Source organism: Blautia sp. HCP3S3_G3, assembly GCF_052063365.1.
Classification (GTDB): domain Bacteria; phylum Bacillota; class Clostridia; order Lachnospirales; family Lachnospiraceae; genus Blautia_A.
Map to the genome: position 1 here is coordinate 1 of NZ_JBQHXR010000015.1, position 25720 is coordinate 25720.

Annotated in this window: 23 protein-coding genes, 1 tRNA gene, 1 rRNA gene, 2 pseudogenes and 1 other annotated feature; of the genes and pseudogenes, 4 read left to right on the plus strand and 23 right to left on the minus strand. The window is 44.0% G+C overall.

Annotated elements, in window-relative coordinates; genetic code table 11:
- Positions 1 to 67: ribosomal RNA gene (locus ACTNEW_RS11815) — 16S ribosomal RNA — on the minus strand; the annotation flags it as partial.
- Between the two features lie 532 nt (positions 68 to 599).
- On the opposite strand from ACTNEW_RS11815, the gene ACTNEW_RS11820 reads away from it, so the two are divergent.
- Complete coding sequence (locus ACTNEW_RS11820; protein WP_441061182.1) at positions 600 to 1013, plus strand: GNAT family N-acetyltransferase; 414 nt, start codon at positions 600 to 602, stop codon at positions 1011 to 1013.
- Between the two features lie 25 nt (positions 1014 to 1038).
- Here ACTNEW_RS11820 and ACTNEW_RS11825 read toward each other — a convergent pair whose 3' ends face one another.
- From ACTNEW_RS11825 to fba, 4 genes are all read right to left on the minus strand, one after another.
- Positions 1039 to 2310 (minus strand): hypothetical protein, encoded by a 1272-nt coding sequence (locus ACTNEW_RS11825; RefSeq protein ID WP_441061184.1) that lies wholly within the window; start codon positions 2308 to 2310, stop codon positions 1039 to 1041.
- Between the two features lie 194 nt (positions 2311 to 2504).
- Positions 2505 to 4595: a protein kinase domain-containing protein gene (locus tag ACTNEW_RS11830; protein ID WP_441061186.1), complete on the minus strand. Its 2091-nt coding sequence runs from the start codon at positions 4593 to 4595 to the stop codon at positions 2505 to 2507.
- A complete protein-coding gene (locus ACTNEW_RS11835) occupies positions 4592 to 5341 on the minus strand; it encodes a transglutaminase domain-containing protein (RefSeq protein WP_441061189.1) in 750 nt (249 codons plus the stop codon). The genes ACTNEW_RS11830 and ACTNEW_RS11835 overlap by 4 nt, the downstream gene beginning before the upstream one ends.
- A gap of 224 nt (positions 5342 to 5565) precedes the next feature.
- Positions 5566 to 6429 carry a class II fructose-1,6-bisphosphate aldolase gene (gene fba, locus ACTNEW_RS11840; protein ID WP_441061192.1) on the minus strand — a complete coding sequence of 288 codons (864 nt, stop codon included), beginning with the start codon at positions 6427 to 6429 and terminating at the stop codon, positions 5566 to 5568.
- A gap of 305 nt (positions 6430 to 6734) precedes the next feature.
- Here fba and thiE point away from each other — a divergent pair, with 305 nt between their 5' ends.
- Both thiE and thiD read left to right on the plus strand, forming a co-directional pair.
- Positions 6735 to 7382, plus strand: coding sequence for a thiamine phosphate synthase (thiE, locus tag ACTNEW_RS11845; RefSeq protein ID WP_441061195.1), 648 nt, complete (start codon positions 6735 to 6737; stop codon positions 7380 to 7382).
- Positions 7383 to 7396: 14 nt separating this feature from the next.
- Positions 7397 to 8212 carry a bifunctional hydroxymethylpyrimidine kinase/phosphomethylpyrimidine kinase gene (gene thiD / locus ACTNEW_RS11850; RefSeq protein WP_441061197.1) on the plus strand — a complete coding sequence of 272 codons (816 nt, stop codon included), beginning with the start codon at positions 7397 to 7399 and terminating at the stop codon, positions 8210 to 8212.
- 58 nt (positions 8213 to 8270) lie between these two features.
- On the opposite strand, the pseudogene ACTNEW_RS11855 reads toward thiD, so the two are convergent.
- Positions 8271 to 8387, minus strand: a pseudogene (locus tag ACTNEW_RS11855) (DUF6783 domain-containing protein); the annotation flags it as partial.
- Here ACTNEW_RS11855 and ACTNEW_RS11860 point away from each other — a divergent pair.
- A pseudogene (locus tag ACTNEW_RS11860) lies at positions 8364 to 8414 on the plus strand (hypothetical protein); the annotation flags it as partial. The pseudogenes ACTNEW_RS11855 and ACTNEW_RS11860 sit on opposite strands and share 24 nt — an antisense overlap.
- 104 nt (positions 8415 to 8518) lie before the next feature.
- Here the strand turns inward: ACTNEW_RS11860 and ACTNEW_RS11865 are convergent.
- The 17 genes from ACTNEW_RS11865 to ACTNEW_RS11945 all read right to left on the minus strand — a co-directional run bounded on the left by ACTNEW_RS11865 (position 8519) and on the right by ACTNEW_RS11945 (position 25714).
- Positions 8519 to 8600: transfer RNA gene (locus ACTNEW_RS11865), tRNA-Tyr, on the minus strand.
- Positions 8601 to 8802: 202 nt separating this feature from the next.
- Positions 8803 to 10905 (minus strand): glycoside hydrolase family 13 protein, encoded by a 2103-nt coding sequence (locus ACTNEW_RS11870; protein WP_441061199.1) that lies wholly within the window; start codon positions 10903 to 10905, stop codon positions 8803 to 8805.
- A gap of 334 nt (positions 10906 to 11239) precedes the next feature.
- Positions 11240 to 13036 (minus strand): ATP-dependent zinc metalloprotease FtsH, encoded by a 1797-nt coding sequence (gene ftsH / locus ACTNEW_RS11875; RefSeq protein ID WP_441061314.1) that lies wholly within the window; start codon positions 13034 to 13036, stop codon positions 11240 to 11242.
- Positions 13037 to 13122: 86 nt separating this feature from the next.
- Positions 13123 to 13653, minus strand: coding sequence for a hypoxanthine phosphoribosyltransferase (hpt, locus tag ACTNEW_RS11880; protein ID WP_441061202.1), 531 nt, complete (start codon positions 13651 to 13653; stop codon positions 13123 to 13125).
- A complete protein-coding gene (tilS, locus tag ACTNEW_RS11885; protein ID WP_441061204.1) occupies positions 13646 to 15037 on the minus strand; it encodes a tRNA lysidine(34) synthetase TilS in 1392 nt (463 codons plus the stop codon). Before tilS ends, hpt begins: the two co-directional genes overlap by 8 nt.
- 24 nt (positions 15038 to 15061) lie before the next feature.
- On the minus strand, positions 15062 to 16555 hold the full coding sequence (locus ACTNEW_RS11890; protein ID WP_441061206.1) for a SpoIIE family protein phosphatase: 1494 nt from the start codon (positions 16553 to 16555) through the stop codon (positions 15062 to 15064).
- A 129-nt stretch (positions 16556 to 16684) separates the two neighbouring features.
- A complete protein-coding gene (locus ACTNEW_RS11895) occupies positions 16685 to 16996 on the minus strand; it encodes an FtsB family cell division protein (RefSeq protein ID WP_441061208.1) in 312 nt (103 codons plus the stop codon).
- The gene (yabQ, locus tag ACTNEW_RS11900; protein WP_441061211.1) at positions 16953 to 17444 is read right to left on the minus strand and encodes a spore cortex biosynthesis protein YabQ; all 492 of its coding nucleotides are present in this window, start codon (positions 17442 to 17444) and stop codon (positions 16953 to 16955) included. The genes ACTNEW_RS11895 and yabQ overlap by 44 nt, the downstream gene beginning before the upstream one ends.
- Before the next feature lie 3 nt (positions 17445 to 17447).
- Complete coding sequence (gene yabP, locus ACTNEW_RS11905; protein WP_441061214.1) at positions 17448 to 17729, minus strand: sporulation protein YabP; 282 nt, start codon at positions 17727 to 17729, stop codon at positions 17448 to 17450.
- A gap of 115 nt (positions 17730 to 17844) precedes the next feature.
- Complete coding sequence (locus tag ACTNEW_RS11910) at positions 17845 to 18084, minus strand: RNA-binding S4 domain-containing protein (RefSeq protein WP_441061217.1); 240 nt, start codon at positions 18082 to 18084, stop codon at positions 17845 to 17847.
- A gap of 57 nt (positions 18085 to 18141) precedes the next feature.
- On the minus strand, positions 18142 to 18420 hold the full coding sequence (locus ACTNEW_RS11915; protein ID WP_441061219.1) for an HU family DNA-binding protein: 279 nt from the start codon (positions 18418 to 18420) through the stop codon (positions 18142 to 18144).
- 147 nt (positions 18421 to 18567) lie between these two features.
- On the minus strand, positions 18568 to 18990 hold the full coding sequence (locus tag ACTNEW_RS11920) for a MazG nucleotide pyrophosphohydrolase domain-containing protein (protein WP_441061221.1): 423 nt from the start codon (positions 18988 to 18990) through the stop codon (positions 18568 to 18570).
- Between the two features lie 3 nt (positions 18991 to 18993).
- Complete coding sequence (locus tag ACTNEW_RS11925; RefSeq protein ID WP_441061223.1) at positions 18994 to 20727, minus strand: phospho-sugar mutase; 1734 nt, start codon at positions 20725 to 20727, stop codon at positions 18994 to 18996.
- Between the two features lie 187 nt (positions 20728 to 20914).
- Positions 20915 to 21898, minus strand: coding sequence for a CotS family spore coat protein (locus ACTNEW_RS11930; protein ID WP_441061226.1), 984 nt, complete (start codon positions 21896 to 21898; stop codon positions 20915 to 20917).
- Between the two features lie 81 nt (positions 21899 to 21979).
- A complete protein-coding gene (locus ACTNEW_RS11935; RefSeq protein ID WP_441061229.1) occupies positions 21980 to 23311 on the minus strand; it encodes a CCA tRNA nucleotidyltransferase in 1332 nt (443 codons plus the stop codon).
- 12 nt (positions 23312 to 23323) lie between these two features.
- A complete protein-coding gene (gene proS, locus ACTNEW_RS11940) occupies positions 23324 to 24763 on the minus strand; it encodes a proline--tRNA ligase (RefSeq protein WP_441061232.1) in 1440 nt (479 codons plus the stop codon).
- Between the two features lie 51 nt (positions 24764 to 24814).
- Positions 24815 to 25026: a binding site (T-box leader), on the minus strand.
- A 196-nt stretch (positions 25027 to 25222) separates the two neighbouring features.
- Positions 25223 to 25714, minus strand: a complete 492-nt coding sequence (locus ACTNEW_RS11945; protein ID WP_441061234.1) for a deoxycytidylate deaminase — start codon at positions 25712 to 25714, stop codon at positions 25223 to 25225.
- Between the last annotated feature and the right edge of the window lie 6 nt (positions 25715 to 25720).

Sequence of the window (25720 nt, forward strand, 5' to 3'; positions counted from 1 at the left end):
GTTCGACTTGCATGTGTTAAGCACGCCGCCAGCGTTCATCCTGAGCCAGGATCAAACTCTCTGATAAAATGTTTGATTCACTCAAGATAACTACTAGCTATCTCTCGTTTTACTGTTTTTGGTTCATCGAACCGTTCTTTTGAATGTAAAGAATTTTCGAGAATCGTATGTGTTTCACTGTTTAGTTATCAAGGTCTCTGTCTCGCGACAGTTTTATTAGATTACCACATCTTTTAACACTTGTCAACAACTTTTTTCAAGTTTTTTTGAGGTTTTTCTCAAGGACCTGTGCGGTTTTCTGTGGTTTCTGTCAGCTCTCGTTGACGACTTGATTACTTTATCATGTATTCAGTCATTTGTCAACAGTTATTTTTATTTTTCTGAAAAACCACCAAATTGTGTTTTTCAGAAGAGCAATTCTTTCTGACAGCCCAATAAGAATACCACGATCAATTTCATCTGTCAATAGTTTTTTTATTTTTTTAAACCATAATTACTATAATCCGTTTCCACAGTTCAGAAATCATGTGGTATAATTTGATACATGATACTTCTTCTCTTATTAATTTGAAATAAGAAATGGAGGAATTTTACATAATATGGAAATTAAAATTACAGATAACGTAACTGATAAAGATATCGATGAAATATATCAGCAATTAAAAAAATTCAATTTATCCAAAATGGAACCATCAGAAGAAATCCCTCTGGGGGTTTTCATGAACGATGATAATGGAGTAAAGAAAGCCGGACTGACCGGAGAAACCTTCGGCAACTGGCTTTGCATAAAATATCTATGGGTCAGTGAGGACCTGAGAGGCCGGGGCATTGGCAGCCAGCTTCTTCAGGCAGCCGAAAGTGAAGCTATGAAACGAGGAGCAAAATATGTTTTTGTTGATACTTTCAGTTTTCAGGCTCCTGAATTTTACAGAAAACATGGCTATGAAGAGGTATTTCAGCTTTACGAATATCCTTATTCCGGATCACGCAGTTATTTTACCAAAAAGATTTGATAAGGACAATAAAATACAGGGAAAGCTATGGCTCACCCTGTATTTTACTGTCCTCTGTTTCATCATCTGCTGCAATGTCATCACTCTCTGACAGTAAATCATCAATATCCACTTTCAAAACCTCATTCAATGGAAGCTTCAATAAACGGTCTACTTTTGGCAGAGGCTGAGCAGAGTAAGCATACGCAGCTGATTCAAACAGAATATAAAGATCATTTCCGTCAATGTAAATCTGCTGCAATTTCTGCGGAAGCGTAATTTTGTTGAGTGTATATTTTTTCTGTGTGCGATGCATCACATCACTGTAGTTATAAACCAGCAAAAAAGAACGGGATACTCCATAGGACTGCGTAAGAATCACCTTTCCTTTGCAAACTGCAAACCCCTGAATTCTTTTCGGTATCTTTTTAATATCATCCGGCATTGGAATCTCTTTGTCGATTCCAATAGACACACCGGAACTTATTTTCAGCCCGCCATTTTCTTCAATCTTAAATTTCTGTACCACACTGGTTTCTTTCCGCGAAAAATGACCGATATACAGATATCCGTCTGCGTAAGTCATAAAGGAATCTCTTTCCAGCGTATAGAGGTCATAGTCATGCATATATGCAATTGGAATTTTCATTTCATCCAGATCATAACTCTCCAGACTCTGAAGAGAAAAAGCAGATGCCGCTGCTTTTCCATCATGACTTGTAGAAACCCATACCATATAATGCTCTGAGTCAAAAGCCAGCCCGCCCACATGATCCTTATTCTTCAGCACAATCGTCTTAATATAAGAATGGGTATTTTTGTCTACCACATAAACCACGGAATTATGCTGATGAGTATGACAGTAGGCACTGATCAAAATATAATCTTTTGCCACAGCCACCCCCTGCGGTGTCATGGAAGTACACATTTCAATCGTTCCATCCTGATTTTCTGTCAGAGTCCTGGTTGCCTCCAGCCCCGGGATTGTGATCATTCCGTAGTCTTCCTCTACTACTCTTCCCTTAAAGGCAAGCTGATATAATTCTTCAAAAGACCTCAGAAGAGACATCTGTTCTTTTACAGTATAGAGTGCCGGTTCTGCAGTCGTTTCTGTCGCATCCGTTTTTGGCTCAACGTTCTGCCGGTATATGATTACATAACCAAAATATAGGACTGCGGTAAGGAATACTACCGCCAGCCTGACAGATGTTATCCGATTTATTTTTACTCTATGCCATTTTTTCTTCGTATCATTTCTTGTTATTTCCTGTCGTTTCATCTCCTGCTTAATAGCATGTTGTTCTTTTCTTTTGTTCATAGAATAATTTCGCCATCTCCCCGTCTTTCCTATTACGCCTTTTTATCCTATGCAATATATCCATATCTATTCTAAATCATTACAGATACCATATGCTTAGCTATTATAAACACTTTTATACATGTTTTACACTATTTTTTACAAATTCAAAGAGTTTGCTGCTTCGCTCTGACTATCGTTTTTTCAGATTACATCTACCATTCCCAATCATCTTCTTTTAAAGGCTCAGCAACCTTTCGGTACTGCACCAGAAGATCATTAAAATGCTTTTCTTTCAATTCTTCCGGCGGAGGACAAAATTGGGGATCTTCCATCGGAATCGGTTCAATGGCCTGAACCCCTTTTTTTGTCAACATAAAGCGCCACTCCTTTTCAACCCAGACAGATGCCTGAGCGAAATGAGACCAGCATAAAAACAGAACATCTCTTTGCAGCAGTTCTGTATATAACATTTTTTCCCAATTCTGTCCGCTTCTCAGGGTTTCTACATCAAAAAATACATCCATATCCGGTCTGGCTTTTTGAATTCCCTGAAGAATAGCAGTCACCCTGTTTCTATCCTGACTGGCATAAGAAAGAAACGCACTTTTCACATCATTACGCTGAAACTCCGAGCATTCCTGATGATTCATCCTTATACACTTTCCATCTTCACAGTTCACTACATCTACATAAAATTTCAATTTCGTAGCTGGGACACCATCAAAATAAACATCAGCAGTAAACGGAATTCTATTTTTGCTGTAATCCTCTGGCACATAATAATCGAATGTAAATAAAAGGCTCTCTCCATTCCACTTCATTGTCATTCTGTCATCTTCAATATCCACTTCCTTCGATGATAAAACAACTGTAATTTCCTGGTTTTCCCGTACACTTGTTTTATGGAATATTTTCTCTTTGAAGTGCTGAAACTCCTCCCTGATTTGTTCCAGGATTTGTTTTCTGCAAGATTCCACATACATGGCAATTTCCACAATTCCATAATTATCACCACGTACAGACTGGTCTGTAAACGCACTGAAGCAGACCTCATCCACCCTGGTTCCAGAATATCCCGAATAGTTTTGCATTGTATCAGCATCCATTCTTTTCACTTGAGGATTCATGTCATGCCTCAATACAACAGAACAATCACAAGGTATATCATATAAATAAGGATTTTCTTCACAGCCACTCTTCTTTTCACCAGAAGCCGGCAGGGGAACACTCAAATAATCAGGCTCTGTTCCATTCGTTTCATATCCTTCTTCTACAGGAAGAACCGGTACAGTAATAAGGTATCGGTCAAGTCCCTCAACTGCATCCATATAATCTCCCAGCATCTCATAAAGATTTACATAACGATCCTCCGGATCAAATGCCGTTGCTTTTTTAATCACACGCATCAGAGTTTCCGGAACCTGAAGATCAGAGATAAACTGATCTTCTCTGCCTCTGTAAGCCTTTTCTCTGTCTGTATAGTCATAAGGACATTTTCCCCCGGTCAGAATCATATACATCGTAATTCCCAAAGAATACATATCTTCTTTTCCGGAATATTCTTTGCCCAAAAGGATCTCCGGTGCAATAAACCGGTCAGTACCGATAATCGTTTTATGCACCTGTCCTTTCATCATCTTCACGGAATGCGAAAAATCCCCCAGTCTCCCTCTGCGATTACTGTCCACAAATATATTGTCAGGTTTGATATCCATATGCAGATAACCTTTTTTATGCATTGCGATAACAGCCAGAAGAATATCTTTCAAAATGACCACAACATCTTCCAGATTAAGCGAATGCTGTCTCGTATATTTCCTCCAGCTTTTCTCAATATCCTGAACAAGAAAAATATGGCTTTCCGTCTGATACATCCCGTAATAAGCCGGAAAATGCCGATCATCCGACAGTTCCTCAGCAATCATAAATTCATGTTTTGCAGCAGCATCTGATTTTTCTTCGCATCGCGAAATCACTTTCACTGCATACTCCTTCTTCTGTTCTATACGATATACCGTTCCGGTTCTGCCGGATCCAAGTTTTTCTGCCAGTCTGAAAAATGACAACTCCGGGGGCAATTCCGGATGAAAATCTTCCCGTATTTCCTTATCTGCATCCTTGCCAGATTGTTCAACATGCTCACCTTCCAAACAGGAATCAGGAATTGTAACAGTTCTGTCTCCCGCAATATTTCCTGAAGTTTTCACAACTCCCTCTTCATAATTATTACGGCTACAATGCGGGCACTGGATATATCGATCACTGTCATAAAAATGGCCATTCGGACATCTTTCTAACTTCATACGTCACCTCCACAAATCGGATAATGATATCTTTTATCAAAATCATGTGTGTTGGAAATCCATTCATCATCCTTCAAAATGCAATATCTTTCCGGCTGTCCCTGATTTCTTTGCCAGAGTTCATCAAAACACGGATATCCCAGGGTAATATCCAGATGATAATATCTTTGATTAACTAAAACAATCAGCCACGAATGAGGATGCTTTCCAAACAACTTTCCCTTTACAACGATGCTGTTTATTCCAAACAATCTCAAAACCAGCGCAGCAGCCTTGGATATTCCCATACAGACGCTTTTTTTCTCACAAAAAACCGAATAGATCGTCTGATCTTTATCACCGGTGTATTGATATTCCACATTCTGATATACCCAATTACAGACCTGAAGAACAAATTCTCTTACTCCATAAGCCTGATATCTGCCAACTGCCTCACAACATTTTTTTATTTGTTTCTGCATTTCGCTTTCAGCCAACAGCATCTGTCGATCATCAAACAGATAAACAATTCTTATTCGAAGCCGTGGCTGTGAGAAATTATTTTCTCTATAAATATAGAAATTCCCTTTCGTCCAGTAATAATCCGGATAATCCAGTAATACCAGCATCATGACATCCCCAATCTGTTCTCTGGTCAATGTCAGATCATAAAGAAAACACTCTACCGAACGGGATTCAACCGCATCTTTCAAAGTCCGATATATCTGTTGTTTTCTTTCTGACAGCTGTTGATAATAAAACTGCATTCTATATTCCTCTTGTAAAACTATAAAAAATTAAAGTGCTGAACTAAGTATAGCATCAGATTGTATTCTTTGACAATTCTATATTATTATTTTTGAGAAAGAATCCTGCACGGAGGGCTTTTTTTGTATCATAGAAAAATGCAAAGCACACTCCTGTGACACAAAAGAGGATGGTGCAAACACACCATCCTCTAAATAAAATCTTATCTATACGATATCCTTCATCAAGCTTTGCCAACAGAACCGAACAGTTCCATTTTTTCTTTAACAGTAGCTTTGATAGCTTCGAAGCCAGGAGCAAGAAGTTTACGCGGATCATAGCCTTTGCCCTGCTGATCTTTGCCTTCTTCGATGTATTTACGTGTTGCTGCTGCAAAAGATAACTGGCACTCAGTATTTACATTGATCTTGGATACACCAAGGTCGATTGCTTTTTTGATCATGTCAGCCGGGATTCCTGTGCCGCCGTGAAGTACTAATGGCATATCTCCTGTCAGCTGCTGAATAGCATCCAGAGTTTCAAAGCTTAATCCTGCCCAGTTAGCCGGATATTTGCCATGGATATTACCAATACCTGCTGCAAGGAAATCGATACCAAGGTCAGCGATCATTTTGCATTCATTCGGATCTGCACATTCGCCCATACCTACAACGCCGTCTTCTTCTCCGCCGATGGAACCAACTTCTGCTTCCAGAGACATTCCATGCTCTGCACAGATTTTCACCAGTTCTTTAGTTTTTGCAACGTTCTCTTCGATCGGATAATGAGAACCGTCGAACATAATGGATGAGAATCCTGCTTCTACGCATTTCAGACATCCTTCATAGCTGCCGTGGTCAAGATGAAGAGCTACCGGAACAGTAATGTTCTGCTCCTCGATCATTCCTTTTACCATTCCTACAACGGTTTTATAACCAGCCATATATTTGCCTGCGCCTTCAGATACACCAAGGATAACCGGAGAGTTCAGTTCCTGAGCGGTTAAAAGGATTGCCTTTGTCCATTCCAGGTTGTTAATGTTGAACTGTCCTACTGCATAATGACCAGCTTTTGCTTTTTTCAGCATTTCTGTTGCACTTACTAACATGATAAATTCCTCCTAACATTTCTTAAGATATCGTTCTTTCAATATCCAGATGTCTTATAGTGTACCAGATTTCCGCCAATTCGTCTACCACTTTGCCAAAAAAATGACAAATTTTATTCATTGTGAACAAACAGAGCTCCAAAAAGTAGGATATATTTCTTATGCCTGATTCCCTTCTTTATCTTTTCGGGGAAATATGATAAAATTCAACTGACCTTAATCATTCGAAATGACTGCATCGGCAGACATTTCCGTTCAAATAAAAATGACTTTTATACTTTTTCATTTATCAAAAGGAGTTTACAATGAATTGTAAAAAAGAAGATCTGCTGCTTTATGCGATCACAGACAGAAACTGGCTTCATGGAGAAACCCTCTATGAACAGGTAGAAAAGGCGCTCCGCGGAGGTGTGACTTTTCTTCAGCTTCGGGAAAAAAATATGGAACAGGAAGAATTTCTGCAGGAAGCACGGGAAATCCGGGAACTTTGCAGAAAATATCAGGTTCCTTTTCTAATCAATGATAATGTGGAAATTGCCGCTGCAGTCGATGCGGATGGTGTCCACGTAGGCCAGAGCGATATGGAAGCCGGAGAGGTCCGTGCGAAACTTGGGCCGGACAAAATCATCGGTGTCACCGCTAAAACCGTGGAGCAGGCGCTTCTTGCGCAGCAAAGAGGTGCCGATTACCTTGGTGTCGGCGCTGTATTTCATACCAATTCCAAATCAGACGCCAAAGAAATCACTCATGAAAGGCTGAGGGAAATCTGTCAGGCTGTCCGGATTCCGGTTGTCGCTATTGGCGGAATCACCCAGGATAATGCTGCAGAGCTTTCCGGCAGCGGCATCGACGGCATCGCCGTGATCAGTGCTATTTTTGCCCAGAAGGACATCGAAAAATCTGCCCGTACCCTCAAAAAACTGGCAGGACAGATTGTACGTTCCGTTCAATAAAAGGAGATTTCATTATGAAAACAGCATTAACCATCGCCGGCAGTGACTCCAGCGGAGGAGCCGGCATCCAGGCTGATTTAAAGACTATGCTTGCAAACGGAGTATATGGCATGAGCGCCATCACTGCTCTGACCGCCCAGAACACCACCGGGGTCACTGCTATTATGGAAGTAACACCGGAATTTCTGAAGGAAGAACTTGATAATATTTTTGCAGATATTTATCCGGATGCCGTAAAGATCGGTATGGTTTCTTCCGCAGCTCTGATTCAGACCATTGCCAACAGTCTCAGAGAATATCATGCAGCCAATATCGTTGTAGATCCGGTCATGGTTGCCACCAGCGGCGCACGGCTCATCAGCGAAGATGCCATAGCAGCGCTCACACAGGAACTGCTGCCTCTCGCTTCCGTAGTAACTCCCAATATTCCTGAGGCAGAGGTTCTTTCCGGGATTACAATAACGAATGATAAAGAAATGACCGAAGCAGCCAGAATCATCAGTGAAACCTATCACTGCGCCGTTCTCTGCAAAGGCGGACACAAGATCAATGACGCCAGCGACCTTCTTTACAAAGATGGCCAGGCACAATGGTTCCACGGAAAGCGAATCCCAAATCCCAACACACATGGAACCGGATGCACACTTTCCAGTGCCATTGCCTCCAATCTTGCGAAGGGATTTTCTCTGACGGATTCTGTCAGACGTGCCAAAGACTACATTTCCGGTGCGCTGGAAGCCATGCTGGATCTTGGCAAAGGAAGCGGTCCTATGAACCACGGTTTCCATTTGACCGGAGAATTCATACGCTCTGCTGAGGATTGTCAATAAATACGGATATTTCTGAACAAACGCTTCATTCCGTTGTACGGCAAAAGGGACTGCAAAATCACAGTCCCTTTATTTTTACTGTAGAGCGTGTTTGAAAATTGCTTTCCGACAGATGTGCGTCACAATTTGTGGGAAATTTGACTCAAATGAGGGAGGCATAGCGGGCTATGTTGACCGAATGCGAGGCAAATTCCCCGCAAAGTGGGGCGTGCAGATGTCGGGAATGAATTTTCAAACACGCTCTAGCACAAAAAAGACTTGCAAAAAACAAATTTACGTTTTTCACAAGTCTTTTTATTTTCTCAGTGGATGGAGAAGGATTCGAACCTTCGAAGGCGTTGCCAACAGATTTACAGTCTGCCCCCTTTGGCCACTCGGGAATCCATCCATGAACCGAGTATCATTATATAAGAATTTATGAGGAAATGCAAGAACTTTTTTAAGTAATTTTCTATATAGGCTTTTTGAATATAAGTTTTTTGATATATATTTTTTTACATAAACTTTTTTCTAAAGCGTGTTGGAAAATTGCCTTCCAGGTTACATGCATTTCCTTTTTATTTCTTCTTTTTCCACATACCTGTTTCGATTCAATCCTTATGATGCAGGATCGTCACACTGAACGCCGGCATTTTCAGACAGAGCACTCCTGCCCTGGCAGTAATCTCCTCTTTTTCGCTGGTATATCCGTCTTTATGCGTAAGCATGATTCTGGTCAGACAGGATTTCTCCAGCCTGCTGATTCCGGCTTTCCATACATCGATCAAAACTTCTCTTTCCTCTTCCTGATTGTTAACTGCAACAATAATCTGCTCATTATGAGAAAATCTTCCATAACAAAGTCCCTGATAAGCATTCCAGAGAAACTGCACAGATCCTGTCCGCAATACTCTGTATTTCTTATGAAGCGCAATGATTTCCTTATGGAATTCTATCAAGTCTTTATCTTCATGCCCCCATGGATAGGTTCTTCGGTTGTCCGGATCCGTAAATCCGCATACACCCGCTTCATCACCATAATAAACGGTAGGTGCACCCGGCCATGTCATCTGAATGGCAACCGCTTCTCTCATAATTGCCACATTGATTCCCTGAGACGCAGCTTCCGGACCGGCATAAGATACCCTTCCCACTCTCTGATTGGTTCTCGTAAGGAAACGGGAATGATCATGGTTGGATAATTCATTCATTGCCGTATCCAGTGCAGACATATGAAGAGAACGCATATGCGTTTTCATGGCACCGATGAACGCCTCACTGTTGCCGTACAGATCCCCTCGATATTCGTCGCTGTGTTTCTCCATACCCGTCAAAAACCAGGTCAGCGGTTCCATAAATGCATCATAATTCATGACCGTATCCCATTCATCACCCTGCAGCCATCCTTCCGGATTGCCGTAATGTTCTGCCAGAATAATCGCATTGGGATTGGCCTCCTTGACCACTCTGTGAAAATCTTTCCAGAACTGATGATTAAACTCATTACTGTGTCCCAGATCTGCTGCCACATCCAGTCGCCACCCATCCACATAATAGGGGGCAGAAACCCATTTGCGTCCTATCTCCAGAATCTTATCATACAGTTCCCTGGAATCCTCAAAATTCAGTTTCGGCAGCGTATCATGCGCCCACCATCCGTCATAGGAGGTATTATAAGGCCAGCGATTCTCGTCATTAAATTTGAAATAATGACGATAGGGACTGTCTGCAGAAACATACGCACCAGGCTGATATCCCGGCTGTCCCTCATAAATCTGCTCTCTGTCCATCCATTTATTAAAAGAACCGCAGTGATTGAATACACCGTCCAGAATAATCTTCATGCCTCTCTTATGAATCTCTTCGGTAAGTCTGGCAAATAACGCATTGCTGGCTTCCAGGTTCTCAGGATCTGTCACGCGTTCAATATATTTGCGCGCATGGGCATTATTCCGGTCACCGGGTGCAAGAAGCCCGTCACAGTCTTTCACGATTTTCCCATAATGCGGATCTACATACTCATAATCCTGGCAGTCATATTTGTGATTACTCGGCGAAACAAAAATAGGATTCAGATAAATCACTTCAATCCCCAGTTCCTGCAGATAATCCAGTTTATCCATGATTCCCTGCAGATCACCACCGTAAAATTCCCGGACTCCCATCACTTCAGGTGTTTTATCCCAGTTATCTACTCTGGTGCTTACATCGCCAATATAAAAATACTCTCCGGTCTCTACGTCGTTCGACGGATCTCCGTTATAAAAACGATCTACGTAAATCTGGTACATGACCGCACCTTTGGCCCAGTCCGGTGTACTGTAACCGGGATAGATCTCAAAATCAAAATGTTCCTGAACTTCCGTGCTTACCCCATGGCAATTATAATAACAGGTCACCCATCCGTACTTAATTTCAAAATGGTATCGGAATACCTCCTGAGGCATTACAATCTTGGCAGCATAATAATCAAAACCATTCATGGTCTTGTAAATTCTCATTTTCTGTTTTTTGTCACCATAGACCAGATACACAGCATCCACATTATTTCTCTGGGTTCTGAAACGAATGATCACCACTTCACCTGCTCTTGGTTCTGACGGACTTCTGTAATACTCCGTTCCGTCACTGAACAATGCATCTTTATTCATCACAGGACGCATATTCAGAATATACTGCATTTTTTTATTATTATCTATTCTTTCCAGTTCCATATTCTTTCCCCTTTTGGTACATCATGTTACTGTTCTCTTTGTACTCAGTAGCGTTATGTATTATTCTATCTTATTTCGATCAAAGTTACAACGAAATGATTGATAGTGCAAATTTCGCAGCTTATAATGACAATTTTTTTACATTTTTCCGTTCTTCTGCAAAGTAAAAAAGACAGCGGGATAAGCTGTCTTTTTTGGAGAAGGTATTTCTTCTTATGGGGTGTAGCAAAAACTATATAATGTATTGGGGGGTTTTTACGATATATATAATAGCATGGGGCAAGTAAAAAGTGTGCACAAACTTCACAAATTTGAGCACACTTTTTTGTATAATTTATATGGTCACTTTTTCTGTTTCTGTCGTTTTTGTTGTAAAAAGTGCTTCAAATTCGTCTCTGTGCACTTTTTCCTTTTCCAGCAGGAGCGCTGCACATTTGTGAAGTACATCTTCGTGTTCCAGAATAATCCTCCTTGCGCGCTCATGACATTCCTCAATGATATGATGAATCTCACGGTCAATTTCCTTGGCCACTTCTTCACTGTAACCTCTGGTATGAGCCAGATCTCTTCCGATAAAGACCTCATCATCTTCATCTCCATAAGAAATCAGACCGATATTCTCCGACATGCCGTATTTCATCACCATGGAACGGGCTGTGGAAGTAGCGCGTTTAATATCATTGGATGCTCCGGTGGTAATATCTTTGAAAATAATTTCTTCTGCCACACGGCCTCCCAGAAGGGTTGTAATATCCTGAAGCATTTTTCCCTTTGTATTAAACATCTCATCTTTTTCCGGAAGAGGCATCGTATATCCGGCTGCTCCCATTCCTGTCGGAATAATGGAAATGGTATATACCGGTTCCATATCCGGCAGTACATGAAACAGAATGGCATGTCCAGCCTCATGATAAGCAGTGATCTTCTTCTCTTTTTCAGAGATCACCTTACTCTTCTTCTCTGCACCGATTCCAACCTTCACAAAGGCATTCTTGATATCCTGCTGTACAATGTATGCGCGGTTTTCCTTCGCTGCATAAATGGCAGCCTCATTCAGAAGATTCTCAAGATCCGCACCTGTAAAACCGGCGGTAGTCTGCGCAATCTGCTGCAGGTCTACATCTTCCCCGAGCGGTTTGCCGGAAGCATGTACACGAAGAATTTCCTCGCGTCCTTTTACATCCGGTCTTCCTACGGCAACCTTACGGTCGAAACGTCCTGGACGAAGAATTGCAGGATCCAGAATGTCCACACGGTTTGTTGCAGCCATTACAATAATTCCTTCATTCACGCCAAAGCCGTCCATCTCTACCAGCAGCTGATTCAAAGTCTGCTCGCGTTCGTCATGGCCACCGCCCATACCGGTTCCACGCTGCCTTGCCACAGCATCGATCTCATCAATAAAAATGATACACGGTGCATGTTTCTTGCCTTCCTCGAACAGGTCACGGACACGGGATGCACCTACACCTACAAACATCTCCACAAAATCGGAACCTGAAATGGAAAAGAACGGAACTCCGGCTTCTCCTGCCACTGCCTTGGCCAACAGAGTTTTACCGGTTCCGGGAGGGCCCACAAGAAGAACTCCTTTGGGAATCCTTGCACCTACACCGGTATATTTCTGGGGAGACTTCAGAAAGTCCACCACTTCCTCCAGATCCTCTTTTTCTTCCTGAAGACCGGCAACATTGCGAAATGTCACCTTCTTCTCATCCGGAAGCGTCATCCTCGCACGGCTTTTGCCAAAGTTCATCATCTTGGCATTGCCGCCTCCTCCGGACATCTGCCTGTTCATCATTGCTACAAGGAACAGGGTCAGCCCGCAGGCAAGAAGGATCGGAAGCAGAGTGGTAAGGAATACATTTTCCTGCGGAACATCATCTACCTGCGTGGTGATTCCGTTATCTCTCAGAAGCTTCTCCACTTCCGTTACGTCGGTTGCATACAGTTTCTTTCTTCCCACACCCTGAATGTCCACCACAACAGCTCCTGTGGGAACTTCCCGATTGGGATAAATTTCCGCAGACAATACCTGATCATCTGCGACAGCCTGCTCCAGTGCATCCAGTGTATAATCACTCTGTCCATTCACCTGATTGCTCAGATACATATATCCTGCGATCATCATGAGGAACAGCACCAGATACAGGCCAATTCTGCCTGACTGCTTATTCACAAAAATAAATCTCCTTTCTGTCCGTATACGGGGAGAAATCAGTCCTCTCCGACTTCCACGACCCCGATAAACGGAAGATTTCTGTATTTCTGGGCATAGTCCAGACCATAACCCACTACAAATTCATCCGGAATATTGAAGCAGCAGTAGTCTACTTTTACATCTCTGACTCTGCGCTCCGGTTTGTCCAGAAGCGTACACAGGTGAATGCTGTTGGGATTGCGTCCCTTCAGTACTTCGATCAGATAACTCAAAGTTCTTCCGGAATCAATGATATCTTCCACGATCAGCACATCCTTGCCAACCAGCGGCTGATCCAGATCCTTCACGATCTTAACAACTCCACTGGATTTTGTGTCATCTCCATAGCTGGATACAGACATGAAATCCAGGGACACCGGAACAGTAATTCTCTTGGCAAGTTCACAGGTAAAGAACACTCCACCCTTTAATACACAAATCATATGAACTTCCTTGCCTGCATAATCTTTGCTGATTTTTGCAGCAATCTGTCTGATTTTTGCATCAACTTCTTCTTCACTGATTAAAACCCTGATTTTCTCACTCATCCTGATATCCTCCTTGGTATCTTACTTCCAGCACCCGTTCCGTTTCCGGGGTGATTTTATATTTTTCACTGATCCGTCCGCCTGCGATCCACAGTACATCCGTTCCGCAAACAAGAAGTGGAATCCTTTCACGCTGACTGGCAGGTATTTTATCATCGATCATGCAGCGTGTGATTTTTTTACGGCTGCCCTCACTGCTGATGACCAGGGAATCCCCTGATCTCCGGGTACGCACAGACAGATTCTTTTTTATTTTATCATAATCCATCCATTTCGTATACTTTTTTTCTGAAATCTTCTGCCCAAAATAGGAAAATATTTCTGTGGAAAAATCGCCAAGCGGACAATGAAGGACTCCCGGAACAGGCAGCGCCCATTCCTTCTCTGACAGATTTTCCATCTCCCTTTCCTCCATACAGATCCGAATCCCGGAATATTCTTTTCTGGCACAGATTCCTCCGGGAAGAGAAACCTTTTTTCCCGTCTGTTTTTCTCTCAGATTCAGAATCTGCCTGACATGTATGGCTCCGATATCTTTTCTTCCTGCAGGAAAACTCCCTAATGCCTCCAGTACTGCATAGCTTTGAAGAATCGGTTCTTTCCGGAAAAACTCTTCCGTCAGAAGATATCCCCCCTGCTCCCGTTCACATTGCGAAAGAAGTTCCTTCCCGCATTTCGTCAGATAATCCTCGGCCTGACAGAGAAGTCCTGACATTTCCGCCATGTGACTGACTGCTTCCCTATTGATTTCCTCTTCGATCAGAGGCAGAAGATGATGACGTATGCGGTTTCTTGTATAGGAATCTTCCAGATTGCTGCTGTCTGTCACATATGGAATCCTGTTCTCTTCTAAATAATGGTCAATTTCTGATCTTTTTAAACACAAAACCGGGCGGATACAATTTCCGTTCACCGGACGGATGCCTCCAAGCCCGCGAATTCCGGTTCCTCTTGCCATATTATGAAGCATGGTTTCCGCAAGATCATTCTGATTATGCGCCAAAGCGATCCGGACTCTCCTGCCGTCATCCACGGATTTTGCCGCATCCTCAAAAGCCCTGCGCCGGACAATTCTCCCCATTTCCTCATGCCCCATTTTTGCCTCCCTGGCAAGCTCCGGGACATCATAATGATATACATGGCAGCAAATCCCATGTTCCCCGCAGAATTCCTGTACCAATGCCTGATCCCCGTCTGCCTCCGTTCCCCGGATACCATGGTGTACATGAACAACTTCCAACAGAAAATTCTGTTCTTCGACATACTGCATCAGTACGCTCAGCATCGCCATGGAATCACCGCCTCCGGATACCCCGGCAAGTACCCGGTCTCCCGGCCGGATCATCTCATTCTCTTCCATAAAAGTTCTGACTTTTGTATACATAACCACTCTGTCCTGCACTTTTCCTTATTTCTTCCACATACCTGCCACAAGGACAGTCATATCGTCCCTGGCACGATAATCACTGTATCCCAGTACCCGTTCCAGAATACCGCGGCTGATTTCCTTCGGAGTCTCCTCCTGCACATCCATAATGATTTCCTTCATGGTTTCCTCCTCCCGATCCATAGGGAGTGCATCCAGCACACCATCCGTCATCATGATCAGATAATCTCCATGATAAAGCTTGCGGGATGCTGTTTCAAAATCGATCTGCTGTACCAGACCTGCTGCCAGGCTTTCTGAAGAAATTGCCTCTACCCAGTGATCCCGTTTAATAAAAGTAGAAGCTGCACCGGCTTTCAGAAAGCTGCAGATTCCTGTATAAAGATCTACTGCACAAATGTCTACCGTGGAAAACATTCCCTCTCTTCCATTCAGCACCAGAGCAGAATTCACCATTCTGGCAGCAGTCTCCTGGGAAAATCCGGATTCGAGAAACTGCTCCAGAAGCTCCACCACGATTTCACTTTCTTTGCAGGCTTCCATCCCCGATCCCATCCCGTCTGACAGGCACATGACAAATTTCCCGCCTTCTTCCCGGTGAAAAATATAATTGTCACCGGAAACCTTCTCTTCTTCTCTCGTCAGCCGCGCTGCACCGTAAAGCATCTGATAACTAACATCTTCCACAAAATGTACCGTATGATATTCTCCATTTACAATACAACGGCTCCCCTCCGACGGAACCATGCTGCAGCCGCAGATTTCTGACAATATCTGCGCCACCTCGCTCATGGAAATGCACTGCCCGCTCCTGGCACGCATGGTGAGAAAAATCTGTCTCCGTCCCTCTACTTTGTCCATGGCCCAGGCTTCTTTCAGAATAATATGCCGTTTTCTCAAATCTTTCCGGAGATTTTCCCGAAACTCAGGAGAAGCTCTGGAGATATCGTACAAATCCTCCGCAACTGTTTCCATGATCCTCGAAATCTCCGTAAGCTGCTGTGCCACCGCAAGACGGCTCTCAATCATGCGGTTATCCCAGAACAGGTTCTGTTTCTCTCTGCGAAAGCTCTCCGTCACATGCTCCAGATACTGACCGGCACGTCCGCAGATACTCATCCATTCTGTCCGCATCCGTCGGATATTTTCTTCTTTTCCCTCTTCCAGAGCGCGCACTGCCGCTTCGGTTCCCTGTCGCATCGTCTTTTCATGCTCACCCCAGCAGAGATCCCGCTGATAACAGCTGCTGCAGACCTGTTCTCTGGCATCCGTCAGAATCTGTTCCACCTGTCCGCTGCTGAGATAATCCTTTCGATAAGGCATTCCATAAAAAGTATCCGCCAGTTTCTGAAAAGATGCCGCATAGCGCTGAACCTTTTCTTTCTGAGGATGCTTCTCACAAAACGATACCGATTCCTCGGTTCTGCCCTTCTTTCCTGCCAAAATAGTTTTTGCCATGTCCCGTATGATCAGCGTTACACTGATCACGAGCATGGCAATCATCCATTCCTGCATATTCTCCCCTCCCCTTAATATCCTCACTAAGTGATTATTATAGGGGATCTGTTCTGAAATATCTGTCAAACATCGGCGAACCGGTCAGAAAATATTTCGTCTCAATTCTCGTTTATTCTTGTTTTTCTGTTATTTCTTCTCTTCAAATACGATTTCGTTGTCTTTCACAAGACCGAGCCTGTTTCTGGCTACTTCCTCCACATACTCATCGGTCTGCATGTATTCCTTCTTATCTTCTATCTCTTCTGTTCTGAGTTTTTCCTCTTCAATCGAATCCTCCAGTGCTGCTACTCTCTCCTCATAATAAGCCAGTCTGGTTGCCAGATTACGGCTCTGATTCACAGTAACACAGAGAACCACCACTGCCACACAGCCGATTGCAGCCATACCGAGGTGATTATTCGATATTCTTTTTCCGCTTTCTTTTTTTGATCCTTTCAACCCGCCTGCTCCTCTTCAACCGCAGAAAACACGTTTTTTTATTCCGGTCTGCGGAATCCGCAAACTTACACAAAATAATTCTACATCTTTTGACGAGAAATAGCAACCTGTCTGTTGAAAATTTTGCAAAAATTACTGGAATTCGGAAAATTAATGCCAGAAATTTAATAAAAAACGGACTGAACGTTCGTCCGCAGAGTATCGCACCCAGAATCATCCCTGCAAAGAGAAAGCTTCTCATAATTCCCTGATTTGTTCTGTACAGAGCAGAAAATACAACCAGCGCTGCCGCCAGCCAATACAGAAGATCTTCACAGGCTTCCGCCAGAGTTCCATGGGGAATCACGCTGCGCAATGCTGCAAGCACATCATAGGCAAGAATCAGAAGTACTCCAAGACAGATGGACTGAAGAAACAGCTGCACTTCAAAATGCATATAGCTGCTCATAAATCAGCGGAACATTCGTTTCCAGAGAGATTCTTCTTTTTTGTCCGGTCCTCTGGTCGTATAGGCAAGACTATCCACCTTTCCCTCCAGTTCCAGTTCCCCTTTTTCCACATTTAAAGAAGTAATGTGGAGATTTTCTCCTTTGATCAGCATTCTTCCCGCTTCTGTCTGCACCTGAATCTTCTCTCCGTCAAAATCATCCACATCGAGAACTCCTGTGATCATTCCCCGTGTCCGGCCATCCAGTATCAGCTTGTGGGATAAAACTGCCTTTTTTTCCTCCAAAGCAAACCTCCCGGGAATTCTTCCACTGTTAGTTTATGTGGCGCGGGCTGCAAATAGAATCAGAGATAGTCCCGGACAAATGATACACCGCAGCATTCTTTCTCAAAAGCAGACATTACAGATAGCGGTACATGCTTTCCACATCTTCTTTTTTGACCGTTTCCTTTACATCCAGAACTTCCACTTTCACATTTCTGCTTCCGAACTGAATCTCAATCGTGTCTCCGGTCTTCACCTGAGCAGAGGCTTTGGCCGGTTTGTCATTGATCAGTACACGTCCGGCATCGCATGCTTCATTAGCAACCGTACGGCGTTTGATCAGTCTGGATACTTTCAGATATTTATCAAGTCGCATCTTTTTTCCTCCATATGAAAAGGGGGAACTCTTCGTTCCCCCTGGTCAAGTTCTTTATTATTGCTCATTCACCAAATCTTTTAAAGCTTTACCAGCTTTAAATTTCGGAGCTCTGGAAGCTTTGATTTCCATGGTAGCACCAGTCTGAGGATTTCTCCCTTCTCTTGCAGCTCTTTCGGATACTTCAAAAGTACCAAAACCAACTAACTGAATTTTTCCACCTTTTTTCAGTTCATCAGATACAACATCGATGAAAGATTTTAATACTGCTTCTACATCTTTCTTCGCTAAGTTTGTCTCTTTCGCCATTGCTGCTACTAATTCTGTTTTATTCATGGTGTTTCCTCCTCTAGATAATCTCTTTCTTAATATTCTGATTAACCGCACTCCGCCCATTTGGCGACAGCGCTCTGTTTACTATATATATACCTTTTAATACAACTTGTCAAGGTTTTTCAATGAGATAGCCGTTTTTTGTGGTGGTTACGCCAGGTCTGACGGCTTATTCCCAGAGGATATGCGAAGCTCTTTTTCACGCTTCTTCAATTCGTCCCATGATAACTGTGCAGCTTCCTGATCTTCCGGTGAAAAAATTTTCGGATGCCGGTATTTCATCTTGGCTGATATACCGGTGATCACATCATCCAGGGTAAAGAGTCCTTCCTCCTCTGCGATCCTGCTCTCCAGCACGATCAGCATCAGAAGATCTCCCAGTTCCTCACACAAATTGGTGCTGTCCCCGCTTCCGGTAAAAATATCGATTCCTTCCAGAACCTCTTCCGTCTCATCCTGGAAATAGGTCTTCAGGCTTTCGTGTGTCTGGACACTGTCCCATGGACATTTTTCCCGTATCTCACGGATCACATCCAAAAACTCCTCATAGATTTTCATGCTTTTTTCATTCATGATCTACATCATGGAATTAACCATATCCAGAACAGCTTTGCCCATGATATCGGATTTTTCATCTGCATCTTCCAGAGAAGTTCCCTTCACGCCATAGTAGAATTTTACCTTCGGCTCTGTACCGGAAGGTCTTACGCAAAGCCATACATCATCTGTCAGGTCATAGTAAAGAACATTGGAATTCGGAAGACCGGTCGGTTTTACTTCTCCTGTTGCGATATCGGTAATGGTATCTTTCTTGTAGTCTCTTGCGGAGATTACTTTGTGTCCTGCAATCTCTACAGGTGGTTTCTCACGGAGAGTATTCATGATTTCCTGAATTTTCTGAAGTCCTTCGATTCCCTTCAGGCTGACAGACTGGATCGCATCTTTGTAATAACCGTACTCTTCGTACATTTCGATCATAGCATCCCAGAGAGTCTTGCCCTGTGTCTTATAATAAGCAGCTGCTTCGCAAAGTGCCATTGTAGCAACAATCGCATCTTTGTCTCTTGCATGAGTTCCGATCAGGCAGCCGTAGCTCTCTTCAAATCCGAACAGGTAAGTTCCCTTTCCACTGGTCTCAAATCCAAGGATCTGCTGTCCGATAAATTTGAATCCTGTCAGAACCTCGATCAGTTTTACCCCGTATCCTTTGGCAATGGCATCTGCCAGGTTGCTGGTAACGATTGTCTTGATCAGAGCGCCGTCTTCCGGAAGGCTTCCGTTAACAGCCTTTCTCTGGCCGATTTCATAATTTGCAAGGAGACATCCGGACATATTTCCGGTAAGATCATGGTATTCTCCGTTTTTATCTTTTACACGGACACCAAGACGGTCTGCGTCAGGGTCTGTAGCAAGAACCAGGTCTGCATCGATTTCTTTTGCAAGCTTCAGTCCAAGCTCAAATGCTTCTGCTGCTTCCGGGTTCGGATAGCTGACTGTCGGGAAATCACCGTCCGGCAGTTCCTGTTCCGGTACTACATATACGTTCTCAAAACCAAGTTCTTTCAGAACTCTTCTTGCAGGAATATTTCCGGTTCCATGAAGAGGTGTGTAAACGATCTTCAGGTTCTTGCCTTCTGCCTGAATTGCATCCATATGGATGACCTGTTTCTTCAGTTCTGCCATGTAAGCATCATCAATGTCTGCTCCGATCACTTCAAAAAGACCAGCTGCCTCTGCTGCTGCCTTGTCCATGGTCTTAACAGTATTCCAGTCGGAAATCGCCTTTACCTCAGCCATGATACCGGTGTCATGAGGCGGTGTGATCTGTGCGCCATCTTCCCAGTATACTTTGTATCCATTATATTCCGGCGGATTGTGGCTTGCAGTGATATTGATACCTGCCACACAGCCGAGTTTTCGTACAGCAAAGGAAAGTTCCGGTGTCGGTCTCAAAGATTCAAAAATGAATGCCTTGATGCCGTTTGCTGCCAGACAGAGAGCAGCTTCCTGAGCAAATTCCGGAGACATATGACGGGAATCATATGCGATTGCTACACCCTGAGACTGTTTTCCGACTTTTGCAATATAATTGGCAAGTCCCTGTGTGGCACGTCTTACTACATAAATATTCATACGATTGATTCCGGCACCGATAATTCCGCGAAGACCTGCAGTTCCAAACTCCAGATCCATATAAAAGCGTTCCTTGATCTCATTCTCATCTGCTTCAATTGCTTTTAATTCTGCTTTTGTCTCTTCATCGAAGTATGGGTTCTCCAGCCATTCGGCATATACCTCTTTGTATTCCATACTTTTGTACCTCCCTTAACTCTTTTATAATCTCCGGTGACCCTAGAGCAATCTTTCCAATCTTCTCTGTCACCCATGATTGTTAATTATACTATACTTTTCGTGAAAAATAAAGAGTAATCCGTCATTTTGCACAGAGTGTGTTTGAAAATTGCTCCAGGAAATGAATTTCAAACATGCTCTATCCTCAATAGGGATATTTTTCAAAACAAGTTTCTGTAAATGTTTCCCACTGGTCTTTCTGTTTCATGAGAATCCGCAGCTTTTCCACATTTTTTTCGGATATCCATGCTTTGTTATGAGAATAATAGTAATTAGCAAGCTTCCAGTATTTTTCCGGGTAAGTAAAACGGACCCTGAGATTTTCCCATTCTTCCGGTGTAATTCGCTTTTCACGATGATAGGCAAGCAGCATCTCTCTGGCAAGCGAAATATCCCATCCGTATTTTTCCATAATTTTACGCATGAAGCGATACAGATCTGCCATCTGGACATCGAATCCCCAATGGCTGAAATTCGTCACCGCAATACCGTCCCGCAGCATCAGAACATTGTGCTGGTTATACTCTCCATGACACACCTTTCCCTCTTCCACAGACTCTCTGCGCAATCGATCGTAAGAGGAAGATCTCAGCATTTCCAGCGCTTTTTCCCCTTTCTGCAGAAATCCCTCCACACTGGAAAGATAATCTTTTTCAAAAGTATTGGAAGCCCCTTTTCTGCGGATGAATTTGCGTATTTTGCGCAGTTCCTGATTATGACGGACATACTCCTCTTCCAGTGATTTCTCCATATATTCCGGTATCAGTGGAAGTTTCATGTTTTTATGTAAACCGGCAAGAGTTTTCATGCTTCTGAAAATATCCTCTCTGGATTTGGTATCACACTCTCTTCCCTCGTACCAGCGCGCAAGCGTATACGGAATATCATCTTTATCCCGGCTGATCAGTTCTCCCTCTCTGTTCGGCACAAAGCTGTCCACTTTTCTTCCGCACGCTTCCAGAGAAAGAAGCAGCTCCTGCTGATGTTTCAGTTTCTTTTCCGAACCACGGAATTCTTTCAGGATAAACAGTCCCTGTTCTGTCCGGCATAAAAGCGCGCCCCTTACCCGGGATGTGGAAACCACTGTCAGTTCATATTGCTCCAGAGTGCTGAGTCCGTAATCATACAATAGAAAAATCCCCCTCCAGGTTTTTGTACCTTCTATCTTATGAGAGGGGGACAGGGGATATGCGAACGGGAAAACAGGAAATTATTTCCTGTTTTCCCGCAGCTTCGCCAACAGATTTTCTTTTTGATTTTCCCTGGGATCTTCCAGCACAATTTCCAGAAAATACTGGAGGATCTCACCAATTTCTCTGCCGGGGGCAATCCCCTCGGCAATCAGATCTTTTCCGGTAACAGCCAGAGTTTTCAGAGAAACGCACTGTTTTTCCTCACAAATCCGTTCCCAGCAAAGGCATACGCCTTCCAGGCGGCTGAGTTTCTCTTCTCTTCTGTAATCACTCTGGGCCAGCGTATCCGCTCTCTGGACTTCCAGATAAAGCGGAAAAAGATCTTCTCCTATTTTATTAACTGCACGCCGTACTGCCTTCATCTCCGGCGCCGGACGGTAATCATGCCATTTCACCAGACGGCAGACCTTTGAAATCGTGTCATTGTCCAGTTTCAGGCGGCGCAGAATCCCATGTGCCATTTTTTCACTCTCGGGACCATGCATTTTGAAATGATCGCGTCCATTTTCATCGGTCGTCTTCACAACAGGCTTCCCAATATCATGAAGCAGCATCGTCAGACGCAGAACCTTGTCTGCACGGACATACAAAAGACTGTGCAGAATGTGTTCGCCCACTGTATAACAGTGATGCGGAGTACGCTGTTCTGTTGTCATGCACACATCCCATTCCGGCAGAAATTCCTTCGTGATTCCGGCCTCATACGCAGTACGGAGTTCATCCGGATGCGGCGATATCAGAAGCTTCAGAAGCTCCACCTGAATCCGCTCCGCACTGACGTGACGAAGATTCGGTGCCAGAACTCCCAGGGCTTTTCGGGTATTTTCCTCAATCTGAAATCCCAGCTGAGCAGAAAACCGCACTGCTCTCATAATACGAAGCGCATCTTCGCTGAAGCGTTCCAGCGGTTCTCCCACACAGCGGATGCATCTATTTTTCAGATCCTCCAGACCGCCGAAAAGATCCACGATTCCGGTGGATGGATGATAGGCCATGGCATTGATGGTAAAATCCCGCCGTTTCAGATCTTCCTTGAGGCTTGCGGTAAATATCACTTCTTTCGGGTGACGTCCATCTTCATATTCTCCGTCCACCCGGTAAGTGGTCACTTCAAATCCTTCTTTTTCCATCATGACTGTCACTGTACCATGTGTCAGTCCCGTATCTACCGTACGCCGAAACAGAGCCTTCACCTGCTCCGGTGTGGCAGATGTGGTAATATCCCAGTCATCCGGAATCCGTCCAAGGAGGGAATCCCGGACGCATCCGCCCACCGCATAGGCTTCGAAGCCCGCATCTTCCAGTGTGTGTAAAATCATTGCTACTTTTGACGGAATTTCTATCTTCATGTCTCTTCCTTCTTAGTACGCTCTTCCCCAGTAAACCATCTTCTTTGCAGGTTTGCCGCAGCATACACAGACATCGCTCAGCTGTTCCTGTTCAAAAGGAATACAGCGGGAAGTAGCCTGAACATCTTCTTTGATCTTATCTTCACATTCCTGACAGCCGCACCACATGGCTTTTACAAAGCCCGGTTTGTTATTGATGGTGTCCTTGAATGTTTCATAATCAGTTGCTGTATACGTATGCGCATCACGGTGAGTACGGGCACGCTCCAGCATATCATGCTGCATGGTATCCAGTACTTCCTGTACTTTCTGCGCAAGCTCTTCAAATTTCACTACATATTTCTCACGGGTATCTCTGCGGCAGATGACAGCCTGTCCGTTTTCGATATCCTTCGGACCGCATTCGATACGAACCGGAATACCGCGCATTTCCTGCTCTGCAAATTTGAATCCCGGGCTCTTATCCGTGTCATCAACTTTCACACGAATACCTGCTTCTTTCAGTGTTGCAAACAGTTCATCCGCTTTTTCCAGAACGCCTTCCTTACGCTGCTGGATCGGAATGATCACAGCCTGCACAGGAGCGATTCTCGGCGGAAGTACCAGACCGCTGTTGTCGCCGTGAACCATGATGATCGCACCGATCATACGGGTCGTCATACCCCAGGAAGTCTGATGTACATACTGAAGTTTATTTTCTTTATCTGTATACTGAATGCCGAATGCTCTGGCAAATCCGTCTCCAAAGTTATGGCTGGTACCGGACTGAAGTGCTTTGCCGTCATGCATCAGAGACTCGATCGTATAGGTTGCCTCTGCTCCTGCAAATTTTTCCTTGTCGGTTTTTCTTCCCTTTACAACCGGAATTGCCAGCACCTCTTCGCAAAAATCCGCATAAACGTTCAGCATCTGAATCGTTCTCTCTTCTGCCTCCTCTGCAGTTGCATGTGCTGTATGGCCTTCCTGCCACAGGAACTCACGGGAACGAAGGAACGGACGGGTAGTCTTTTCCCAGCGGACAACAGAACACCACTGATTGTATACCTTCGGAAGATCTCTGTGAGAATGGATTTCCTTCTGATAAAAATCGCAGAACAGTGTCTCGGAAGTCGGACGTACACAGAGACGTTCCTGAAGCGGATCAAGCCCACCGTGTGTTACCCATGCTACTTCCGGAGCAAATCCCTCTACATGGTCTTTTTCTTTTTCCAGAAGGGATTCCGGAATGAACATTGGCATGTAAACGTTCTCCACTCCTGTTTCTTTGAATCTGCGGTCAAGCTCTTTCTGAATGTTTTCCCAGATTGCATATCCTGCCGGTTTGATGACCATGCAGCCTTTCACGCTGGTATAATCGCAGAGTTCTGCTTTTTTTACCACGTCTGTATACCACTGGGCGAAGTCTTCCTCCATAGAAGTAATGGCTTCTACTAATTTCTTTTCTTTTGCCATGATTTTGTTCTCTCCTTTTATAATATAAAAAAAGAAGCCTCTCAATCCCTCGCTAGGGACCGAAATGCTTCGGCGGTACCACCCTGATTAGCACCGGAATATTTTCCGATACTCTCTCTTCTTCCGTTAACGCAGGAACGACGCCGTACTTCAATTGTACGGGGCTCCGAGGCCGGTTCCATGATTCACGCACAAAATCCTCTCACCATATGGATTTCTCTCTGAGATTGCTCCTCATGTACTATTCTCTTCATTGCCGTAATCATTTATCCAGAATTCATTCTATGCGAAATACGCGTTTGTGTCAAGAGTCTTTTGAGGAGTGCCTGCAAAAGCCTTTTACGGAGCATCTGTGCCAGGGTTCCTTTTTCGGAGCACATGCAAGAGAATACCCGCGTTAACGGATATTCTCTTACTCCCTTTCTCCTGTCGTACACCGGCTCTCTTCCCGGCCGACGGTCATACGGAAAATGAAATTTCTCTTCCCGTCCGGTTATATTTATAATACCGCACTCCCGCTGCGTCCAGCATTCTTTTGGACGCGATCACCGATGGGGTATCTGCATATTTATCACAGTCATAAACAATGGTCTTAATCCCTGACTGAATGATTGCTTTTGCACACTCATTGCAGGGGAACAGGGAAACGTACAGCTTCGCCCCTTCCAGACTGCCGCCGCGGTAATTAAGGATTGCATTCAGTTCACTGTGTGTCACATACAGATACTTGGTATCCAGCGCATCGCCTTCTCTTCCCCACGGAAATTCATCATCCGAACATCCAATAGGGAAACCGTTATATCCCATGGAAAGGATCTTATTATCCGGACTCACAATACATGCACCCACCTGAGAATTCGGGTCTTTGGAACGCATTCCGGAAAGAATGGCAACCCCCATAAAATACTCATCCCAGGAAATATGATCCATTCGCTTATCGTTTTTTTCCATAGTGCC